Raw genomic sequence first — 17,919 nt, 5'->3', positions numbered from 1 at the left:
ACAACCAACTGCGTTAAGTTATTTTTCTGCTGTCGTTGCACTGTGAGCTTGCCATCGCTGAGCTTGCTTAGTGGTGGCTGCAAAACCTTTACGCGCGCTGATAAATAAAACGCAGCCAAGCCCACTTGAAACGAGTGTGACTATTAGAATGGCGTACTTGATATCTGTCGGGTCACCCAGCACATAGTCCGTCAACACCCCTACGCTAACCGGACCTATGCCCGCGCCGATGAAGTTGAGAGCACCAGTGAAGAGGGCGATGAATTGTCCGCGCATAGGCAAAGGTGACATTTCAATGATTAGTGCTGGGCCTATCCCAAGTAGACAGAACCATAGCGTTGCTATCAATGCGACGAAGGGCAATGCCATGCTTGCGTTTGCCGATAACAGCAGGGGCGGGCTGACTATAAATAGAGCTCCACAGACGAGTATGGCCACCCTCAGGTTACCGTTTACTATGCCGCGATTACGCCAGTACTCGCCAAGCCAGCTGGCTGCCATAACCCCAATGGGCGAGCAGATACACAAGATAAGGCCCATCCAAGTGCCGATCCGTGCGTAGCTCCAACCATACTCACGTACAAAGTAGGTTGGCAGCCAGGAGCTTCCACCATACGTCGCGGCGTAGAAACAACCTGCGCCGAGAACAATACCCGTGAAGCTGCGCTTATTTGATCTCAGATATGTGAACACTTCAGGGAGGGGTACGGAACGGCTCATGGCATGTGTGGCGACAGATCGTCTGTCCTTCCTTGGCTCTGGAACCCCCTGCATCAACACTAGTACCACCAGCCCAGGTAAGCCGATGCACATTAGCGTCAGTTGCCACGGCTCCAGCTGTCCTATAAAGGGCAGTGTGAGTGGATGGGCAGTAAAATAGCCAAGCACCAAGCCTGTGGTCAGCAAGCCAATGCCAGCACCAAAAGGACCGGCGGTACCAAATGCCCCTAATGCTCGTCCACGTTTTTCTGCGGTAAAAAACTCGCTTATTAAAGACACTGCTCCGGGAAGTAGCACGGCTTCACCCACCGCGACGCAGGCACGTGCCAGCAGCAAATGCCAAAACTCAGTAGCGAGACCACTTGCAGCGGTAGCGATACACCAGAGGCCAACACCGACGCTGATAATGAGACGGCGGTTGCCGCGATCAATCAAACGCGCGATAGGCAGACCTACGATGGAATAGAACAGAGCGAAGGTAAAACCATGCAATATACCCATCCAGCTGTCATTGATTTGCAATGACTGCTGGATGGGACCGATCAGTAAGGTGAGGACCTGGCGATCCATAATCGAGAAGATATAGCCCAGCAGCAGAACGCCGAGAGAGTAAACCGCCCGGTTGCGACTAGGCAAAAAGGCCTTTGCTGCGAGCTGGCTGGCATTGATCAGATTGGCATCGGTACTCATTTTATGTAGGCCCGCGTCGCAAAAGTTGTTTAACCGTGGGCGCAGATAACCCGTGCATCGGTCCCTTGGGCTTAGCCATTTTTATGGCTTCAATTAACGACCTGCTGCCATAAATTATTTGCCTTCCAGATTCTTTCCTTCTGCCAATGTGCGGGCAGGTCAGCCCCAGTGTGTTGAATTACCTTACCAATGAGGCGTCTCAGCTCAAGCGTCTCCGTCAGGTCAAGACACTCTAGCCCTTGTATTTCAGCAGATCGCGCCGAGTTGAGCCATTGCTTCGCCAAGCATTGGCCCTCCGGGGTAAAATATGCGCGATCTAGCCCATCGTGCTCTCGCCGAAATTCTAGAAAGCCTTTCGTCACCCATTCGTCGAGATGCTCAGGAGTCAATTGCTTACCTATAAAGCCGTGTAGTTGGTAGAGTTCCTCGGCAGTCCTACCATCACCAAGACTGAGTATTGCTAGCAGCTCGTAGTCTTCGTCCTGTAAATCTTGACGAACCAATTGCTGCCTAATAAGCAGCTGAATCTGGTAATAGGCGCGACCAAACAGAAATCCCAACCAATCGTTTTGGGAAGCTGAGTCGGCGTGGTCAGCCTGTTGTTGCAGTTGCCGATATCCACCACTATGAAAAACCAAAGGTGCGGCGACGCGATGTTCAAATGAAAGCACCTCCCCAACCAAAATTACGTGGTCTCCACCTTCATATTGATGGACAGCCCGGCATTCGAAGCGGGCGGAGCAGTCTTGTAACAGGGGTACCTCGCCCTTACCCCGTGTAAGCGATAAGCCGGCGAACTTATCACTGCCGCTTTTGGCAAATCGGTTTGATAGCGAGGTTTGATCTGCCGCTAACACATGCACCGCAAAGTGATCGGATGAAATGAAAGCCGGTGCGGATAAAGCGTTATGACTCAGGCTCCATAACACCAAGGGTGGATCCATGGAAACTGAGTTAAAGCTGTTGGCAGTAAGGCCATAGTCCAAGCCATCCTCGCCGCGAGTGGTAATGATCGTCACACCTGTAGAAAAGGTGCCGAGTGCTGTACGCAGCTGCTTGGCGTTGAATTCAGGAGCATTACTCATAATGTGATCCTCGCATGTGTTGGTCCAGTGGCTAACAGGAAGCTGATCAAGAACACAACAAAGGCATCACCAAACGGCCGAACCGTTCTGCTTCTTCATGGTGTGGATAACCTGAAAGGCAGAAACCCGAGCAACCAGCATCTACAAATTCCTGCAATTGCGAAGCAACCTGCTGCGGGTTGCCCACCACCGCAACGCCAGCTCCAGGCCGGACCTCGGTAATACCAGTCCAGAGATGGGGAGTCATCTTGCGTCCGACTGTTTTGGATAGTTCGGCTGCACGCCTGTTAGCAACGGAATCGGCTTTTGCCGCTGTTTTCGCCATCTCAGCCATGGCAGTGTTTTCTGTCCCCGCAATCAATGCGTCCGCAGCAGCCCAGGCCTCCTCCTCGGTCTCGCGGCAAATGATCTGGAGCCGCATGGCGAAATCAATGTCATCCCGCCGACCATATTTGGCTGCACGGTCACGCATTTCCTTGATCTGTTCAGCAATGCGTTCCGGATAGTCGCCCCAGAACAGGTGGGTAGATGAGTGACGGGCGGAAATATCAGCGGCTTGTTCAGACCCGCCGCCTAGGAAGAACGGCGGATGCGGCTGCTGGAAGGGCTTCGGCATGATCTTCGGGCCGTGTACTTGATAGTACTTGCCGGTGTGCTCCACATCTTCCTCAGTCCACAGCCGCTTCATCAGCTCCACTTCTTCCAGCATCTGATCGTAGCGATCCTCTTTGGCCTCCAATTGGCCTTCAGCAAAGGCATCCTTTTCACTGATACCGGCAATCAAATTCAAATAGATACGTCCCTTGGACATCTGGTCGAAGGTCGTAATCATTTTGGCTTGTACGACCGGATGTACGTTCCCTGGCTTGACTGCCAAGAGCATTTTCATCTTTTCGGTGCGTGCTGCCAGATGACTGGCGACTACCCAGGCATCCCAACAGACTGAACTGACTGGGATGAGCATGTACTCGAAACCCGCTTCTTCAGCGGCGAGGGTAACTCTTTCAAAATGATCTAAAGATTGGGGAATACTCTGGTTAGGATCACCAAATGCAGTGGTATCGCCCAAGGTAGGGCAAAACCAACCCATGGTAAGCGGCTTTTTATTTGACATTATTGGGCTCTCTGCTGTGTGGAGGACAGTGTTGAGTAGAGCAATTTAATTGCGATGTTTGAAATGAATATGTAGGATTTCAAGTATGAATGAAATGCATATCCGTAATATCGATCTTAATCTCTTAGTACTGTTTGTGACCCTTTGGGAGACGCGCAACGTCACTCGAGCCGGCGAAAGGCTCGCCCTGAGTCAGTCCGCAGTCAGTCATGGTCTCCGTCGTTTACGCGAGCGGCTGGGAGAGGAATTGTTTGTCTATGGGCGAGAGGGGCTTCTGCCTACGCCTAGGACTAGCGAGCTGATAGTCCCCATACGAGAAGCGTTGGAGAAAATAGATCAGGCTTTACGAGGTGGTGATCATTTCATACCCGAGCTAACCCAGCGTAAGTTTCGTATTGCAGCCAGCGACTATGTCGAGTTTGCGATTATGCCCAAGCTTATCGAGCAAATTAGTCGCCTTGCGCCTGGCGTAGTTTTGCAAATGCAGCCACTCCCGGCTCCAAATACCGGGCAGATACAGAGCATGCTTGAAAGTGGTGAGATTGACTTAGCTATAGACGTTAATCCAATCACCGGCGCCACCATGCGTTTTGAGCACTTAACTGGCATACCATTAGTTACTTTAGTATGGCAACGCGAAGGGCTGCCCTCTGGGCCTGTACCGCTGGATCTTTACTTAGAGCGTCCGCATGTTGTGATTGGAATGCAGAGCTATGGTGGTAGCGTAATTGATCAAGCTCTCACCGCGCAGGGGTTAAAAAGGCGTATTGGTGCCGTGGTCCAAAACTTTATGGCTATGCCCGCTATTGCGGCTCAAACTGGCTATCTCTGCAACCTGCCCAGCCCGCTTGCACGAGTATTTGCTGACGTCTTCAAATTGAGCTGCCACGCTACGCCTGTAATATTCCCGGAGCCCGAGCTCAAGCTATATTGGCATAGCCGATTTGACAACGATGACAGTCTGCAATGGTTACGCGGTCAGATGTATGACTGTGCCACCCTGCCTATTCCATAAATCCCCGTGTGGTTTAGTAACATGCGATGGAATGCCCCGGGTTTTTGGACACGTTGAAGCCTCATGCTGAAGCGGCCTCGAAAGCCTCTGGGCTTAAGCCGCCCAGATGGTTGTGGCGCCGATTTCGATTATAAAACACTTCGATGTAATCAAAGATATCTGCGCGAGCTAAGTCTCTGGTTTTGTAGATGCGCTTCCTAATGCGCTCTTTTTTCAAACTACTAAAAAATGACTCCGCGACAGCATTGTCCCAACAATTGCCGCGCCGACTCATACTGGGTTCAAGGTTGTGGTGATGACAGAATCGTCTCCAGTCGTCGCTACCATATTGAGACCCCTGATCTGAGTGAACCAGCACTCGGCTAGTGGGTTTGCGACGCCAGACAGCCATCATGAGCGCGTCTAGAACAATCTCGCGTGCTAGCGTCGGTTTCATGGACCAGCCCACTACTCTGCGTGAGAACAGATCCAGTACGACTGCCAGGTATAGCCACCCTTGCCAGGTCCTAATGTAAGTAATATCGGTTACCCAAGCGGTGTCTGGTGTGGTCACCTTAAATTCCCGGTTAAGCGTATTGGGTGCCAGGATCGATGGTCGGCCGTTCACAACTCTTGGCTTTTTATAACCGTGTATCGCTTTGATATTATTGGTCTTCATGATGCGATGGACTCTGTGCTTACCGCACGTCTCACCAGCCTCTTTCAGGTCCATTGATATCCGCCGATAGCCATAGACGCCAAAGCTGGCACCGTAAGAAGCATGTATCAAAGGCAGCAGCCGAGCATCTTCGACAGCTCTGTCGGACAACGGCCGGAAACGCCATGCGTAGTAGCCGCTTCGCGAGATATCAAGCAGGTTGCACATGGTGCGCACCGGAAACTCGCTACTGTGGTCAGCAACAAATCGGTACTTCACTCGGGTTGGCTTGCGAAGTACCGAGCGGCCTTTTTTAAGATATCTCGCTCCTCCTCAGTTCGTCGAAGCTGGGCTCGCAGCTTAAGAATTTCCTTCTTTGCGTCGTTGAGCTCTGAGGTCTGTTCGTCGGATTTACTTGGCTTGATGGCCTTGACCCATTTGTGAAGGCTGTGGGCAGAGACACCCAGTCGCTCCGAGACCTCGGCTACTGGGTAACCCCTCTCGACGATCTGCCGGACCGCTTCGTCTTTGAATTCGGGTGAATATCGCTGGTTACTCATCACTTCCTCCTATGCTCAAATAATAGGCTAGAAGTGTCCAGGTAACCCGGGGCATTCCACGAAAACCCTGGAGGGGTCTCCGAAACTTGGGGCTATTCATTCGGTGGTAGCCTTGACCACTAACCATGAACGTGAAAAATTTTCTCCGACAGCGCGCTGACCATGCCCCGCGATGCTCATTCTCATTCACAATGTTAGCTTTTGGGGCTGGCAACTATCATTAATGACGGCCACTTGTGACCGATATCTGGCCCTCAGTGCAGGCTACAACCGGCTAAAGCCTGCCATTTCTCAATTCAGGCCAATGGTTTGTTCAGCGAGTTATCGAATTCCCGTACCGTACGCTCTTAGAACGCACACTGTTGCATCATTTTTAAATAGCACCATTGCCGATTGACGTCGCAGACTCCGAGCACTATGGTCTGAATAGAATCAACTCAGCATGCAGAACATCATGATGGTTATCGCTCAAGAACATAGTCTCCCTAGCGAGAATGCGAAGCACATGATTGGCTTGCGCGCGGCCGTTACTATTCTTGAGCATTGGAAAGCCAACCGTAACCAGATCCAGCAGGTATTACGCATTTCCCGGGCTACCCTGCTCCGAACAAAGGGCGAAGCAACCGCATCGAGGCTGGACTGTGACCAGCTTGAGCGCATCAGCATTGTGCTGAACATACACGCAACCATGCGCACTCTTTTTAAAAATCCAGCAAACGTCTATGGCTTTATGGGGCGCCCGAATGGCAACGAGTTTTTTAATGGGCGAGCACCGTTGGACGTTATCTCACATGGCAGTATGCTGACGCTTGTTGAAACCTATCGTCGAATTAATCGACTGCGCAACGGCCTTTGGTAAATCCTGAGAGGCCAGCTGTCGTTTATCCAGCACGTGCTGGCAGCACGCTATAGGCGATAATCAGGCACTCAGACAGGCGATGGCTTTTCACCAATTTCGAGCTCCAACACTATCGGTGGATTATTTGGCTCGTATCGCTCATTACAGGTACTCGCATTGACCAGGCTTAGCGGTCCCCGCTGGTAAACGCCGTAACCTTCATGAATATGTCCAAATATATGAGCTTTTAAGAAAAGACGGTCAATCCGCTCCAGAAGGTCAAGACATCCTACATTTCTAAACCCAAGCCCCATCTCGACTTCATCACCAATACCCTGTGGTGGCCCATGGGTAATAAGAACATCAGTGTCGTCAGGGATGAGTGCCTAGGCACCATAAAGCGGTTGCCCCCGGTCCAGCATTAAGGCCCAATTCCAAAAGATGGGTGTCCAGGGCGAACCCCAAAATCTAACACCCTCAATCACAACACCGCTATCTTCCAGGTAAATCGCGTTGCTAAGTACGTCGCTTGCCAGCTCTGGGCTGTCTTGAAAGGCCCAGTCATGGTTGCCGGCAATGACGATCTTGTGTTTGTGAGGCAGAGTGCCCAGCCAATCATCTAGCTCATGAACATTGTCCAGTGTGCCTTGGCCAAGACTGTCTCCTGCGTGAATAAGGACATCGCCATCTGGAATGTCCCGGATGCTGCTGTGCATGCTATGGGTGTCGGATATGCATACTAGCTTCATGGGTTTCTCACATTAAGAGCCTTCAACTGCTCCTGCAGCCGTAGCTGGGTTTCAATTGATGAAAGGCCAAGCATCGGATCTGTCTGCACGAGGTTTTGATGTTGGCCAGAGGGCCATCCGGCAGCGTCATCATCGATAGCCAGCCAGGGCATAGCAATGGCTCGCCGACTGAGGTGCGCAGAAATCTGGTCGTAACGAGATTGCTGATCCCACTCAATGATGCCATCGGGGGTTGTGCTCATCGCTGAATGCCAGGTGGCACCAATAACCCTTTCCGCGAGGTGAGCAGGCAAAAAGGCTAATGCTCGACGAAACCCCAATTCTCGTACCCAGCTGGTGGACAGGACAATGCTCAAGTCGGGATACGGGGCCAGAGCTTCAATAAGTACCGGCGCCCACATGAACAGCTCGCCCGGAGCTCTTAGCTCAATGTGCCCATTCAAACGGCGGTATACGGCATCCGGGTGTAGGACCCCGTCATAGTCGAGAAAAATGAGTATCTCAGTTTTCATCCAGATCGTCCGCCAGCGACCAATTTAGAAACGGCAGCAACCGTGCGATGTTCCTCGCATCATCTATGCCCCGGTGTGGCTGACCGTCAAATGTCAGTCCGTGGTAAGCAAGGGCGCTGGCAAGGCTGGTTTTTTTGCGCTGCTTGGTTGTGCGTCGCCAGAGCTTTTTTAAATTGAGGTGCGGAAGGTGCAGTAGCTTCGAATCAGCGTTATCGAGGGCGCACTGAGCTGTAAGGTGATTCAAGTCGTAGTTGCCCCAACTACACCAGATTAAGTCTGTTCCGGTGTCCTCAAGCCAGACGTTCATTTGCGCAATAACACTCGGCAGCGTCAAGGCGTTATCAACCATGCCTTGAGTAATATGAGTCAGCTCGGTGCAGAACGCACTGAGTACAGGCTGGCGTTCAGGCCGGACAATGAAGGCGCGCTTATCCAGCACCGCGCCCTGTCGATTGGTCAGCGCGCAGCCAATCTCAATAATTTCCATGGTGTGGATGCTCTGCGGCTCACCCTCTGGCGTTGCTGACTGCCAGCAGGTTGCTTCAAGATCAACCACAAGAATGGGCGAGTGTTCGTCTGGCATGGCTAACCCTTGAAGTAGTTATCGCGTTCTACCAAGCCAAAAGGCGCGCTTGACTCACCTGTTTCGTTAGCAGTGTCATCAACCATTTTCTGACGGCGCAAATGAGATAAGGTGGCGAAAAAGCACGGCTCGCACAGATGAACCTCATATCGTTCACCATCATGCTGGGATCCATAGCCCCAGTCGGCAGATAACACCCCAAACTCCGCTGAGCCGCCAGGGGGTATTGTTGAGCAGCTGCAGACATCACACATCACATCGGTGATGACTGGAGACAGTTTTTCTTCAATGATCTTCATGGTTATCCGCTGTAGTCATTGTTAGGAGAGATGACTGGTCATGATTGGTAGTTGCTGAGCGGCTGAATTCCTTGAGCGCTGCTCAGAACACGTATCCCTCAATGATCCTGAACAGGTCTTCTATGACCATTTCACAGGACGCGTCGCTATCTTTGATGCAGGCCAACGGGGTAGTTCCTGCCAATCTCGACGTTCGCTTGTGCAAATAGTGTCTTGCTTCATCAGGGGTGCCAAAGGTCAACAGTGTTAGAGCCAGGGTTTCAGTTGCCTGCCGATATGCAGGTCGAGCGCCGGAGGATCGAAGTTCCAGGATATTTAGCATGGCTGGGACGCGGCTTACAGTGCTTTCAAATTCGGCTAGCCGTGACGCCGGCAAACCATCACGAATGTTCATCTCGCAGACTCCCTCTTGCGGTAGCAGCCGGTGACGAAAAAATCGCCGCCGGCTGATGCTCAGAAAATACTCATGATCGCTTCGAAGGAGGTGGTCTTACGCTTCCCATCACCCACCAGAATGTAGACGGTGTTACTAGTTTGAAAAAAGCAGGGCGGTGTAAATTTAATCAGGGGCGAGGTCCTAACCCAATTGCCCGACTCGAAACGCCGACTGCTGTCGTACATGACGTGATGTGCATACACCATCACAGGTTTGATATTCCGCGTCTCCAGATCCTTGATGATTTTATCGTCGATATCCAGGTCAGCCCAAATCCAGTCGCGTACGATGCAATAGGGCATGTACTTGGCAAAGGCTTGCCCCTGTTCTTTGGCTTCTTCCAACGTAAGGGTGCCGCCCTGCATGGGTTCGCCCTCACCGTATAGCAGGTCTGTCATTTCTTTAAGATCAGTCATATTAGATTCCGTCATGTATGCCTTGGCTATCAGTGGTGGTACGCAAGAGCCAATAGCTGTATGTATAGCCAGTATTTATACTGGCATGGCTTTGATGCTTGTCAAGCGACCGAGCCGCTTTTGAACAGGCCAGTTAAGGGCAGATGCTCAGTCGGGCCGCGCCTCTGGTATTCAGGGCTTACACTACAAACCCTGAATACCACATGACCTACGGCGGGCTCGGCAGCCAGTAGCTGCTGGTGGGCCCGGGGCCTTGATCCTTGGCGAAGGTTTGCCACGCGGGTAGCTTGCTGAACGCCCTTTGACGATTGCTGGCGGCAGCGCTCATTACGTCAGCTTGTCTAATGGTTAGCGCAATCGGCATCAAAGGCCTTTGCTGTTTGGGGCGAAGTATCCAGTCAAACAGGTAGCGCAGTGCATTGGCTCCGTCAGGCCAATGCGTGTCGAGCTGAGCTAGCGCTGGTAATGCCAGTTCCAGCCCCAGTAGTTCATGGCTTACCAGATAACCCGTCTCGGTTCGGCTTCCGTCAGGATGAAAGCTGCGGACCTTGCCGAGGTCATGCAGCAGCCCGGCAACCGCTGCTAGCCAACGTTCATGCTCGGGAAAACAGCCGCTTGCGGCATAAACCGATTGCGCGACTTCCAGGCTGTGTTCGGCCAGCCCACCGGGATAACAGTGGTGATGGCGGGCACTGGCGGGAAGATTGAAAAAAGAGCAGCCAACTGCGGGCACTCCCAATACCTGATAGACAAACCTCTTCAAGGGCGGAAACGGGCAGAGCTCCAGCCATTGCTCAACGCCCATCACAGTATCCATCGAGCTGACCCGGCTGACTGGCAGGTGACATAGCGATTCAAAGTTCTGCGGTGTCATTACCTGACTATCCTCGCCGAGCAGATAACTACCGTGTCTGGTCGCCTGCATGCTGACGGCAACCAAACCTTTGGAGGGCCAAGTCGCAGGGTGATCTTCCACGCCCAGCAGTACCTCATGGCAGCCGAACAGATTTTCTAAAACAAGAAAGATGGCTGATTTCAGAGGTGACACCTGGTAAGCCTGCTGCGGTACCAAGCAACCGGCCAGGCAGAACACCTCATGATCCTGCCCATGAATAATGGGCGGGTTATATTGATTCATCAGGCAGCCCCCCAGCGTTCCATCGTGCTTTCCAGGTGGTCCAGCAGGTAAGGTAAAACTGCTTTGCCGCACTCTTCCTCCAGCTGCGGAAGTGTCTCTTTAACCCAGGTTTCCAGGGCATCGAGGTTGGATGCCTCATGTCCGCGACCAATCAGAAAGACCAGCGAATCACCGTCAGGGATGCGCAAAGCGACCTGAATAGCGCTGGCAAGGCGGCGGCAAGTGCGGTTAGAGACGTTAAGCATGGTCCTTCTCCTGTGCTTCAGTCTGGCTGGTGTGGTTAAGCTCATTCATTAACAGACGCTCCATCGCTGAGCCGTCACGGCGAGTCAGATTGGGTACATAACGGGAATACACACGGAACAGCATTTCTGTCGTGGTATGCCCCATTTGCCGTGCGATCCATTCGGGCGCCTCGCCTGAAGCAAGCCAGAGTGTCGCCGCAGTATGTCGGGTCTGATAGGGCCTGCGTTTTCTGAGGCCTAGATGACGTAATAGCGGATACCAAACCCTCTGGGTGATATTGCGATGCGCCATTGGCTTGCCGTTTCGTGTACTGAACACATATTCGAACTCGCCGGTGGCTTGGTGTTGGGACTGTAATGCCTCATAGACCGGCCCCGACATATCGATGGTGCGGAACGAGCCATCATTTTTGGTGTAAACCAATTCATCTTTGACCAGCGCCTGGCGTACCAGGATCTGCCGTCGTTCAAAGTCAACGTATTGCCACTGCAGGCCATCAATTTCACCAGTGCGCATGCCGGTCAGAAACCGCACGATGTAGTAGTTCTTGAAGTCGGCCCTGACGGTGTCGAGAATTTGCTTCACCTCATCGAAGGTGAAGGGCTCAACATCCGTCCTGGGTACCTTTATGGATTTGATGCCCAGATAAGGTGAGGTAAACTCGAAGCGGTCGGCTGCTTCATTAAGGATCATGCGCAAAGGCGTCATGATGTGGTTGATTCGCTCGGCTGAGAGAGGCTTGTCTTTTCCGTTTCTGACTTTGGCGAGCTGGGACCGAAATGACAAAATCTCTGCTTTGGTGATGGAGCCGACCTCTTTTTCTCCGAACATCGGTTTCAGATGTGCGCGCAAAGTCGACTCAATCGTGCTTATGTGTGAGTTGCGCCATTGAGCACTCATTTCCGACAACCAGACCTCGGCAAAATCAGAAAATAGCGGGGTGGCTTTGACTTGGGCCCTCGCCCTCTGGTTGGCGGCCTCGTCAAATTTCTTAGCGTTGCTGCTACCTGGAAAGTACCGGCTGTACTCGAAGGTGCCCAAGGTGATTTCCGCCTCGATCCTTTTTAGAATTCCCTCCAGCTTGCGTCTGTTGACAGGATTGTCGTCCAGGGCGGTCTGCTCTCTGCAACGGGTGTTCTGGAAGCGGAAGTCGAAGAACAGCTTCCCGGTCGTATCTCTCGCTCGAATGCTAGCCATGCATCACACCTCCATTTGCCATTGGGATGCTGAAACTGGAAGCGCCGGAACTTACTGCCATATCCCGCTCAATGGCGTCCCACAGGTACAAGATTTTTCGGCCCCCAAAGGGCCGGATGTAATGGGTGCCTTCAAACAGCACGGAGTCCTTGAGGCGATCGCGAATGGTACGGGCGTCGTATTTGATACGTGCGGCTAGTTCGTCGGTAGTTAGGTATATCTGTGACATGGCAATGATCCTCTGGTAATGTTTGTTGCTGGAGGTCATCAGGTCCTCTTGAAGAGCGATATGATCTCCTGAAGATCATTATGCATGCAAAAAGACCTTCTGCAAGTCTTTTTGTTCTCCTGGGGGTCAAATAGTCTTTTGGTGGGAAAATGATCAAGTGCCATTTGTCGAGATTGATGGGCGAGAAAAAGCTCAAAGTAATCGACGTCGCTCGGGATACAGGTATTAACCGTGGAACCATTACGCGCCTGTACCATGAAACAGCCACCCGTATAGAGCTGGATGTTATTGAAGAGCTTTGCAGATACCTGGGCTGTGAGGTGGGGGACTTGCTTGAGCTTCAGTCAAGAACTGAATCACCCTTGGATTCATAGACACCCCCCGAGCGACAGCTGGGTTCTACCCCGTTTCCTCGGACGGTTATAAAACGGTTACGAGCTTTCAATCCTGGGCATCAACTCTTCCTCGAACTGATGTACTAGGGGCCATTGTCCCAGGGGATTAAAGTCGGCTTACCGGCCATTCGATGATCTGGTTTAAGGCACTGATCACACGCTCGGAAGACATTGACAAATTCATCTCCATTCCACGTCTTTGACGGTTAGCCACCCAGCGTATTGAACAGGCGATAGCTTCGACCGTTCCTGAAGTGGTCGTGCATGAAGTCCATGGACAACACTCGTTGATCGCTGAAGGCACCGATGCTTTCGGGGGATTACGGCACCCAAGGGGTGCGCGCCGCTCCGCAGACTCAGTCAGAGACGTCGCGCGTGATGCTAACTCGGCGTTGATGCGGCTGTTTCGAGCGGGCCGGCTAAATCAGTCCGTTGGCCATCGCAGCCGCCGCGGCCTGAGCCCGATTGTTCACGCCCAGCTTGGCGAAAATATTTTTCATGTAGCTCTTGACGGTCTCCGGAGTAATGCCAAGCAGTCTGGCCATTTCCTTGTTTGACTTGCCTTGGGCAACCAGCGCAAGAATGTTGCGCTCTTTGCCGGTGAGGCCGATGGCGGCATGTTGCAAGATAGCATTGGTACGCGATTCCCTGGAGGGGAGTGCGTAGCGTTTGAGCTGGGCTTGCTGGGAGTCGCTCAGGGCTTTGCGCTCCAATCCGTGGGCGGCCAGCTCTTCTAGTGCCTCGCGTACGGGAAAGTCTGCGAGAAGTTGTGGCGCTTCACAGGCCTCGGCGAGTCGGCACGCCTCCAACAGGTAGTCGATTGCGCCATCTGGCGCGTTGCGTCGCCAGTGCAGCAAAGCCAGTCCTGCATTGAGTTGAAGTTGCATCAGGCGGCGGTTGCTGCGCTCGGCGCCTTCGATCAGCGCCTCGGCAGCGCCAGTGCTGGCCTGCAAGGGCAGGCCAGCTGCTTCGCACCAGAGTATTGCGAGCGTGGTCTGGTATGAATATCCCTCCCATTGGCCGGGGCTGGCGGCCGCGTTTAGTGCTTCGAGTTTCCGGGCGCAGGCCAAGGCTTCGTGCTGCTTGTTTTCAAGTAGGCTGATGCGCGTGCGCTCAAGAAGTAATTCCGCACTCAGTCGCGGCCAGTCTCGGGAGTGCGCGAGACGTTCGCCCTCATCCAGGTAATGGCGAGCTCGTTGCTCGGCTGCGTTGTGGCTGCTGAGGCGGCTGGCGGTGATGATCGTGCTGACGACGCAATCTAGGGATCCGCCTAGCTTGATGAGTTCGGTGCTTTTCAGGTTCAGCCGCCCAGCCTCCACAAGGTCGCCCTGCTGATAGCGAACCGTCGCCAGAAAACTTGACGGCAAAGCACGCAATACCGGGTGCCCCCAGGCCTCGTCATTAGCCAGGCGCAGGCCTTCCTTGTAGGTCGCCGCGGCCTGCGAAAGACGCCCCTGCACGTGCTCACCCAAGCCCACCACGCATAGTCTGTACACCTTATTGAACAGGCAACGGTGGCTATCCGAAGGAGGGTAGAGCACTGGCGGGACGCTATAAAACGCTTCCCAGTTATTGGCGTGTAGATGGCTGAAACACACCACATTTAGAAGCGTGTTGTAGATCCACGGACTTCGTTCGAGATGCTGCAGGCTGGCCTGGGCGAGGCGGCCGCCTGCTTCGGAATGATCTTCCATCGACAGGATCATCCCCTCAAGCGCCTGACATTCCCAGTACAGCTCGCTATTCTCGATCTGCGTTGACTCGGATCGGACGCTTTCCAGCTGTTCGCGCGCTTCAGTGCAGCTCATGGCCAGACCGGCAGCCCACGCCAGGGCAAGCCTTAAGGCTACTGATGGCCGCAATAGGCGGTCGCGTAGTTGGCGTTGCCAATCAAGCAAAATAGCGAAGTCGCCGCGCTCCACCATGCCCATGGCGCAATAAGCGATCCATTCCTGCGCGCTGTCATTATCGCCGGCCGCTAGGGCGCAACGCACCGCGTCAGTCCAGGCGGATTGATCGGCAAACCACCAAGCAGCTCTGCGCAGCGCTGCGATGATGTCCTGCGGGGAAAGGCGGCGCTGAAGGTGCTCGCAAAAGAGCGGGTGGAGGCTGAACCACTCACCGGTCTCGTCAAGCCCGGTAATGAACAGCTGAAGCCGCTCGAGCTCCGCAATGAAAGTTCGCCCCTCTGCTCCGTCGATCAGGCGTTCGACCAGCGGCGCGTTGAACTTCTTGACTGCAGCCAGGTGCGGTAATTGCGCTGAGAGCTCTGGCGTCAGTCGATTGATCAGCTCGTCGAACACACCGCTGATGCTCTTTGTCAGTCGTGGGTTGTCGGCACGACGTTGGGGGTGGTTGATCAAGCTGGCGCGCAAAGCGGTGATCCATCCCTCGGTGGCAGCGTGCAGGTCAAGTACGTCGCTAGCGTCGAGAATCGGCACCCCGGTGCGCAGCAGCAGATCCCGAGTCTCCTCGACATCGAATCGGAGTTGATCGGTGTTCACCTCCAGACAGGCATGGCAATAAATATGAGCGAAGAGGCAGGCAGGTAGATTGGTACGACCGCAAAGCACCAGATGCAGATTGTCCGGTGCAAAGCGGATCAACTGCTCTAAGGCTTCGGTGAGCACCGGTTCGGGAACGCAGTGGTAATCGTCGATGAATAAGAAGCACTGCTCTCGCCGCCGCGCCAAGGCGTTCAGCAAGAGCGTGCTCAAGTGGCCGGCCGGAATCAGCGATAGGTCTTTGGGCAACTCTGCTTCGTCATCACCTTCAAAACCTCGTTCAACGGCGGCAGCCACGTACCGGAGAAGCCGCTCCGAGGTGTTATCGGCTTCGTCTAAGGAAAGCCAGGCGACGCGTGCACCACGAACGACTGCGGCTTCGGCCCACGCGCTGGCGAGCGTGCTCTTGCCAAAGCCAGGAGGTGCTTTGATAACGGTCAGAGTGGTTTCTGCAACCCGCTCGATGAGTTGTTCGAGCCGAGGGCGCGGCAGTGTCCCTCGACCTTGACGGGGGGGGACCAGTTTCGTTCTCAGCAAGGGCGATATCATTGTTTTTGTTCTGGCGTCGTTACTCATCTCATCTCGCGCACCCCATCAGGGGGGGCAACAATAGATTTTCCGATCAGTATTGTTTTTGTCGGTATGGCTGTGACAGCAATATCACGTCGCGCGTTTCCATTCCACCAGCAAGAAAACGCATGTCCGATTCGGCCATGCGCCCGACTCGAACTGAAACGGAGAACGACCATGACCAGCTATCTAGACCAGAATCGTTTGGACGGCAAAGTCGCCCTGGTTAGCGGCGCAGCGCGGGGCCTGGGCACCGAAATTGTCGAAGCCTTGCTGCAGGCGGGGTGCAGCGTAATGCTGACGGATGTGCGCGTTGAGCTGGGGGAGAGTCAAGGCGACTGACCTGGCTAATGCTCGCGCTGAATTCATGCGTCATGACGTAACGCAGGAAGTGGAGTGGGTAGCTGCGGTCGAGGCGACGATCAAGCGCTTTGGCGGCCTTGACATTCTAGTTAACAATGCCGGAATCGAGACCTCGGCGTTGGTGACTGAGTGCGAGCTGGAGGATTCTTAGCGAACTATGGCAACTAACGTGGATGGTGTCTTTAGGGCATGAAGCACGTCCTGCGCGCTATGCGTCCGGGCGGGGCAGGCGGGCGCGGCGGATCAATCATCAAGTTGTCTTCGATAGCCGGCCTGGTCGGCTCGCCGAGCCTGACGGCCCATTGCGCTCCAAAAGGTGCGGTACGCCTGATGACCAAGGCGGCTGCTATCGAGGTGGCCCAATTGGGCTATGGCGTACGGATCAACTCGGTGCACCCCGCGATCATCAAGACCTACATGGGCACCAATGTGGTGAACAACCTGGTGCGGGTCGGCCTTGCTCCGGACGAGGAGAGCGCCGATGCGTTTGTCCAATCCCTGCACCCGATGGGATATGGCCAGCCTCGTGATGTAGCCGCAGCCGCGCTTCACCTCGCCAGCCCGGCTTCAGCATGGATGACCGGAGCCGAACTGGTGCTCGATGGTGGTGTAACAGCTACCTGATTGCGGCATAGTTAGCGACACGATGGGGGCAAAAGGAAAGGAACGCTTCGAGTCAAAGTCGGAGCGTTCTTTCTTGCCGTTCACTTCAAAAAGCCAGGGCTCTCGAAGGCAGGGTTCGGATAGGTATAGATACCTTTTCCGTTCTGTTTTCCCATTCTCCCCTTGTCTAGGAACTCACGCTTTAGCCACTCAGCGATCCTCGCAGCGCCTTCATCTCCCGCTTCTGCATAGGCCTTGTTGAGGTTGTAGGGTGTATTAGGGCCTATCATGTCCAGAAATCCGAACGGACCCAGTGGAGCACGGCTGGAAATCATCCAGGTCTTGTCTACCGTTTCCGGTTCCGCAACCCCATCAACAACCAACTCCAGGGCGGCCCTCAAAAACGGTACCAGCAACGTGTTCAAAACATAACCGGGTTGCTCTTTGTGAATAGGGATGGGAACCATGGCGATCGCCTTGGCGAACTCGATCACCTCGTCGAATACCTCAGAAGAGGTGCCGGGATGCTTCATGACCTCGGCCACGTTGAGTTTCGAGATATCATTGGCAAAATGCAGGTGCAGGTACTTCTCAGGGCGGTCCGTATGGTCTATGAGCTGGCTGGGGATGAAGGTGGAAGAGTTGGAGGCGAAGATGGCTTCCTTGCGTGCGACTCGTGATAAGTGTTCATAGAAGCCTTGCTTGACTTCGAGCACCTCGGGGATCGCTTCGATTACCAGGTCAGCTTGTTCTACCGAGGCTGCCAGGTCGGTGTACGACGAGATGCGATTGGACGCAGCGTCCAGCTCTTTTTCTGTTCCGTATTCATCTTCCAGGTATCTTGCCTTCAAAGCGTTGAATCGGTCTCGAGCCTTGTGCACGGCTTCGTCATTGATGTCGTAGACCGAAACGCTGAACCCTTGGAACGCTGTCTGGAAGGCGATTTGACTACCGAGTACGCCACTTCCAGCTACAGTTACACGCTTGATATTCATATGTAGTCCTTTCAAGAGTAGTTTC

At 53.8% G+C, this 17,919-nt stretch carries 22 protein-coding genes; 6 read left to right on the top strand and 16 right to left on the bottom strand.

Going from position 1 to position 17,919, the window contains the following annotated elements:
* Positions 1 to 18: 18 nt before the first annotated feature.
* The 3 genes from EAO82_RS00750 to EAO82_RS00740 form a co-directional block, all read right to left on the bottom strand.
* Positions 19 to 1,410, bottom strand: coding sequence for a spinster family MFS transporter (locus EAO82_RS00750; RefSeq protein ID WP_096346727.1), 1,392 nt, complete (start codon positions 1,408 to 1,410; stop codon positions 19 to 21).
* Between the two features lie 89 nt (positions 1,411 to 1,499).
* Complete coding sequence (locus EAO82_RS00745) at positions 1,500 to 2,495, bottom strand: flavin reductase family protein (RefSeq protein WP_096346728.1); 996 nt, start codon at positions 2,493 to 2,495, stop codon at positions 1,500 to 1,502.
* A gap of 46 nt (positions 2,496 to 2,541) precedes the next feature.
* On the bottom strand, positions 2,542 to 3,609 hold the full coding sequence (locus EAO82_RS00740; RefSeq protein ID WP_096346729.1) for an LLM class flavin-dependent oxidoreductase: 1,068 nt from the start codon (positions 3,607 to 3,609) through the stop codon (positions 2,542 to 2,544).
* Between the two features lie 85 nt (positions 3,610 to 3,694).
* Here EAO82_RS00740 and EAO82_RS00735 point away from each other — a divergent pair, with 85 nt between their 5' ends.
* Positions 3,695 to 4,624, top strand: coding sequence for a LysR family transcriptional regulator (locus EAO82_RS00735; RefSeq protein WP_096346730.1), 930 nt, complete (start codon positions 3,695 to 3,697; stop codon positions 4,622 to 4,624).
* Between the two features lie 61 nt (positions 4,625 to 4,685).
* Here EAO82_RS00735 and EAO82_RS00730 read toward each other — a convergent pair.
* Positions 4,686 to 5,821 (bottom strand): IS3 family transposase gene (locus EAO82_RS00730; RefSeq protein WP_221412494.1). Its coding sequence is split into 2 segments (ribosomal slippage): positions 4,686 to 5,581 and positions 5,581 to 5,821, totalling 1,137 coding nucleotides; the frame shifts between segments, so codons are not numbered across the junction.
* A 505-nt stretch (positions 5,822 to 6,326) separates the two neighbouring features.
* Between EAO82_RS00730 and EAO82_RS00720 the strand changes: the two genes are divergently transcribed.
* Entirely contained in the window at positions 6,327 to 6,680 is a 354-nt protein-coding gene (locus EAO82_RS00720; RefSeq protein WP_410402913.1) for an antitoxin Xre-like helix-turn-helix domain-containing protein, read from the top strand.
* Positions 6,681 to 7,045: 365 nt separating this feature from the next.
* On the opposite strand, the gene EAO82_RS21065 is transcribed toward EAO82_RS00720, so the two are convergent.
* From EAO82_RS21065 to EAO82_RS00670, 10 genes are all read right to left on the bottom strand, one after another.
* Complete coding sequence (locus EAO82_RS21065) at positions 7,046 to 7,375, bottom strand: metallophosphoesterase (protein WP_218838534.1); 330 nt, start codon at positions 7,373 to 7,375, stop codon at positions 7,046 to 7,048.
* Between the two features lie 29 nt (positions 7,376 to 7,404).
* Positions 7,405 to 7,920, bottom strand: a complete 516-nt coding sequence (locus EAO82_RS00710) for an HAD domain-containing protein (protein WP_096344648.1) — start codon at positions 7,918 to 7,920, stop codon at positions 7,405 to 7,407.
* Positions 7,910 to 8,503: a 3'-5' exonuclease gene (locus EAO82_RS00705; protein WP_096344647.1), complete on the bottom strand. Its 594-nt coding sequence runs from the start codon at positions 8,501 to 8,503 to the stop codon at positions 7,910 to 7,912. Before EAO82_RS00705 ends, EAO82_RS00710 begins: the two co-directional genes overlap by 11 nt.
* A gap of 2 nt (positions 8,504 to 8,505) precedes the next feature.
* Positions 8,506 to 8,802, bottom strand: coding sequence for a hypothetical protein (locus EAO82_RS00700; protein ID WP_096344646.1), 297 nt, complete (start codon positions 8,800 to 8,802; stop codon positions 8,506 to 8,508).
* 82 nt (positions 8,803 to 8,884) lie between these two features.
* The gene (locus tag EAO82_RS00695; protein WP_096344645.1) at positions 8,885 to 9,196 is read right to left on the bottom strand and encodes a hypothetical protein; all 312 of its coding nucleotides are present in this window, start codon (positions 9,194 to 9,196) and stop codon (positions 8,885 to 8,887) included.
* Between the two features lie 59 nt (positions 9,197 to 9,255).
* Positions 9,256 to 9,654, bottom strand: a complete 399-nt coding sequence (locus EAO82_RS00690; protein WP_096344644.1) for a DUF6957 family protein — start codon at positions 9,652 to 9,654, stop codon at positions 9,256 to 9,258.
* Positions 9,655 to 9,862: 208 nt separating this feature from the next.
* A complete protein-coding gene (locus EAO82_RS00685) occupies positions 9,863 to 10,792 on the bottom strand; it encodes an HD domain-containing protein (protein WP_096344643.1) in 930 nt (309 codons plus the stop codon).
* Positions 10,792 to 11,037: a hypothetical protein gene (locus EAO82_RS00680; protein ID WP_096344642.1), complete on the bottom strand. Its 246-nt coding sequence runs from the start codon at positions 11,035 to 11,037 to the stop codon at positions 10,792 to 10,794. Before EAO82_RS00680 ends, EAO82_RS00685 begins: the two co-directional genes overlap by 1 nt.
* Positions 11,030 to 12,235, bottom strand: coding sequence for an Arm DNA-binding domain-containing protein (locus EAO82_RS00675; protein ID WP_096344641.1), 1,206 nt, complete (start codon positions 12,233 to 12,235; stop codon positions 11,030 to 11,032). The genes EAO82_RS00680 and EAO82_RS00675 overlap by 8 nt, the downstream gene beginning before the upstream one ends.
* Positions 12,228 to 12,464, bottom strand: coding sequence for a hypothetical protein (locus EAO82_RS00670; protein ID WP_096344649.1), 237 nt, complete (start codon positions 12,462 to 12,464; stop codon positions 12,228 to 12,230). Before EAO82_RS00670 ends, EAO82_RS00675 begins: the two co-directional genes overlap by 8 nt.
* 149 nt (positions 12,465 to 12,613) lie before the next feature.
* On the opposite strand from EAO82_RS00670, the gene EAO82_RS00665 reads away from it, so the two are divergent.
* The gene (locus EAO82_RS00665; protein WP_096344640.1) at positions 12,614 to 12,838 is read left to right on the top strand and encodes a helix-turn-helix domain-containing protein; all 225 of its coding nucleotides are present in this window, start codon (positions 12,614 to 12,616) and stop codon (positions 12,836 to 12,838) included.
* A gap of 440 nt (positions 12,839 to 13,278) precedes the next feature.
* On the opposite strand, the gene EAO82_RS00660 is transcribed toward EAO82_RS00665, so the two are convergent.
* Positions 13,279 to 15,939: a LuxR C-terminal-related transcriptional regulator gene (locus EAO82_RS00660; RefSeq protein WP_096344639.1), complete on the bottom strand. Its 2,661-nt coding sequence runs from the start codon at positions 15,937 to 15,939 to the stop codon at positions 13,279 to 13,281.
* 171 nt (positions 15,940 to 16,110) lie between these two features.
* Between EAO82_RS00660 and EAO82_RS20870 the strand changes: the two genes are divergently transcribed.
* From EAO82_RS20870 to EAO82_RS20860, 3 genes are read left to right on the top strand one after another with little or no spacing between them, the layout of a single operon-like run.
* Complete coding sequence (locus EAO82_RS20870; protein WP_218838533.1) at positions 16,111 to 16,275, top strand: SDR family NAD(P)-dependent oxidoreductase; 165 nt, start codon at positions 16,111 to 16,113, stop codon at positions 16,273 to 16,275.
* Entirely contained in the window at positions 16,247 to 16,447 is a 201-nt protein-coding gene (locus tag EAO82_RS21060; RefSeq protein ID WP_218838532.1) for an SDR family NAD(P)-dependent oxidoreductase, read from the top strand. Before EAO82_RS20870 ends, EAO82_RS21060 begins: the two co-directional genes overlap by 29 nt.
* Positions 16,448 to 16,485: 38 nt before the next feature.
* Positions 16,486 to 16,920, top strand: a complete 435-nt coding sequence (locus EAO82_RS20860) for an SDR family oxidoreductase (RefSeq protein ID WP_218838531.1) — start codon at positions 16,486 to 16,488, stop codon at positions 16,918 to 16,920.
* Between the two features lie 80 nt (positions 16,921 to 17,000).
* On the opposite strand, the gene EAO82_RS00650 is transcribed toward EAO82_RS20860, so the two are convergent.
* Positions 17,001 to 17,894: a 3-hydroxyacyl-CoA dehydrogenase gene (locus EAO82_RS00650; RefSeq protein ID WP_096344638.1), complete on the bottom strand. Its 894-nt coding sequence runs from the start codon at positions 17,892 to 17,894 to the stop codon at positions 17,001 to 17,003.
* Positions 17,895 to 17,919 lie beyond the last annotated feature (25 nt).

This window comes from Halopseudomonas pelagia (assembly GCF_009497895.1).
Lineage (GTDB): Bacteria > Pseudomonadota > Gammaproteobacteria > Pseudomonadales > Pseudomonadaceae > Halopseudomonas > Halopseudomonas pelagia_A.
Note: the sequence above shows the minus strand (reverse complement) of the source record. Positions and strands in the feature narration are given on the sequence as shown.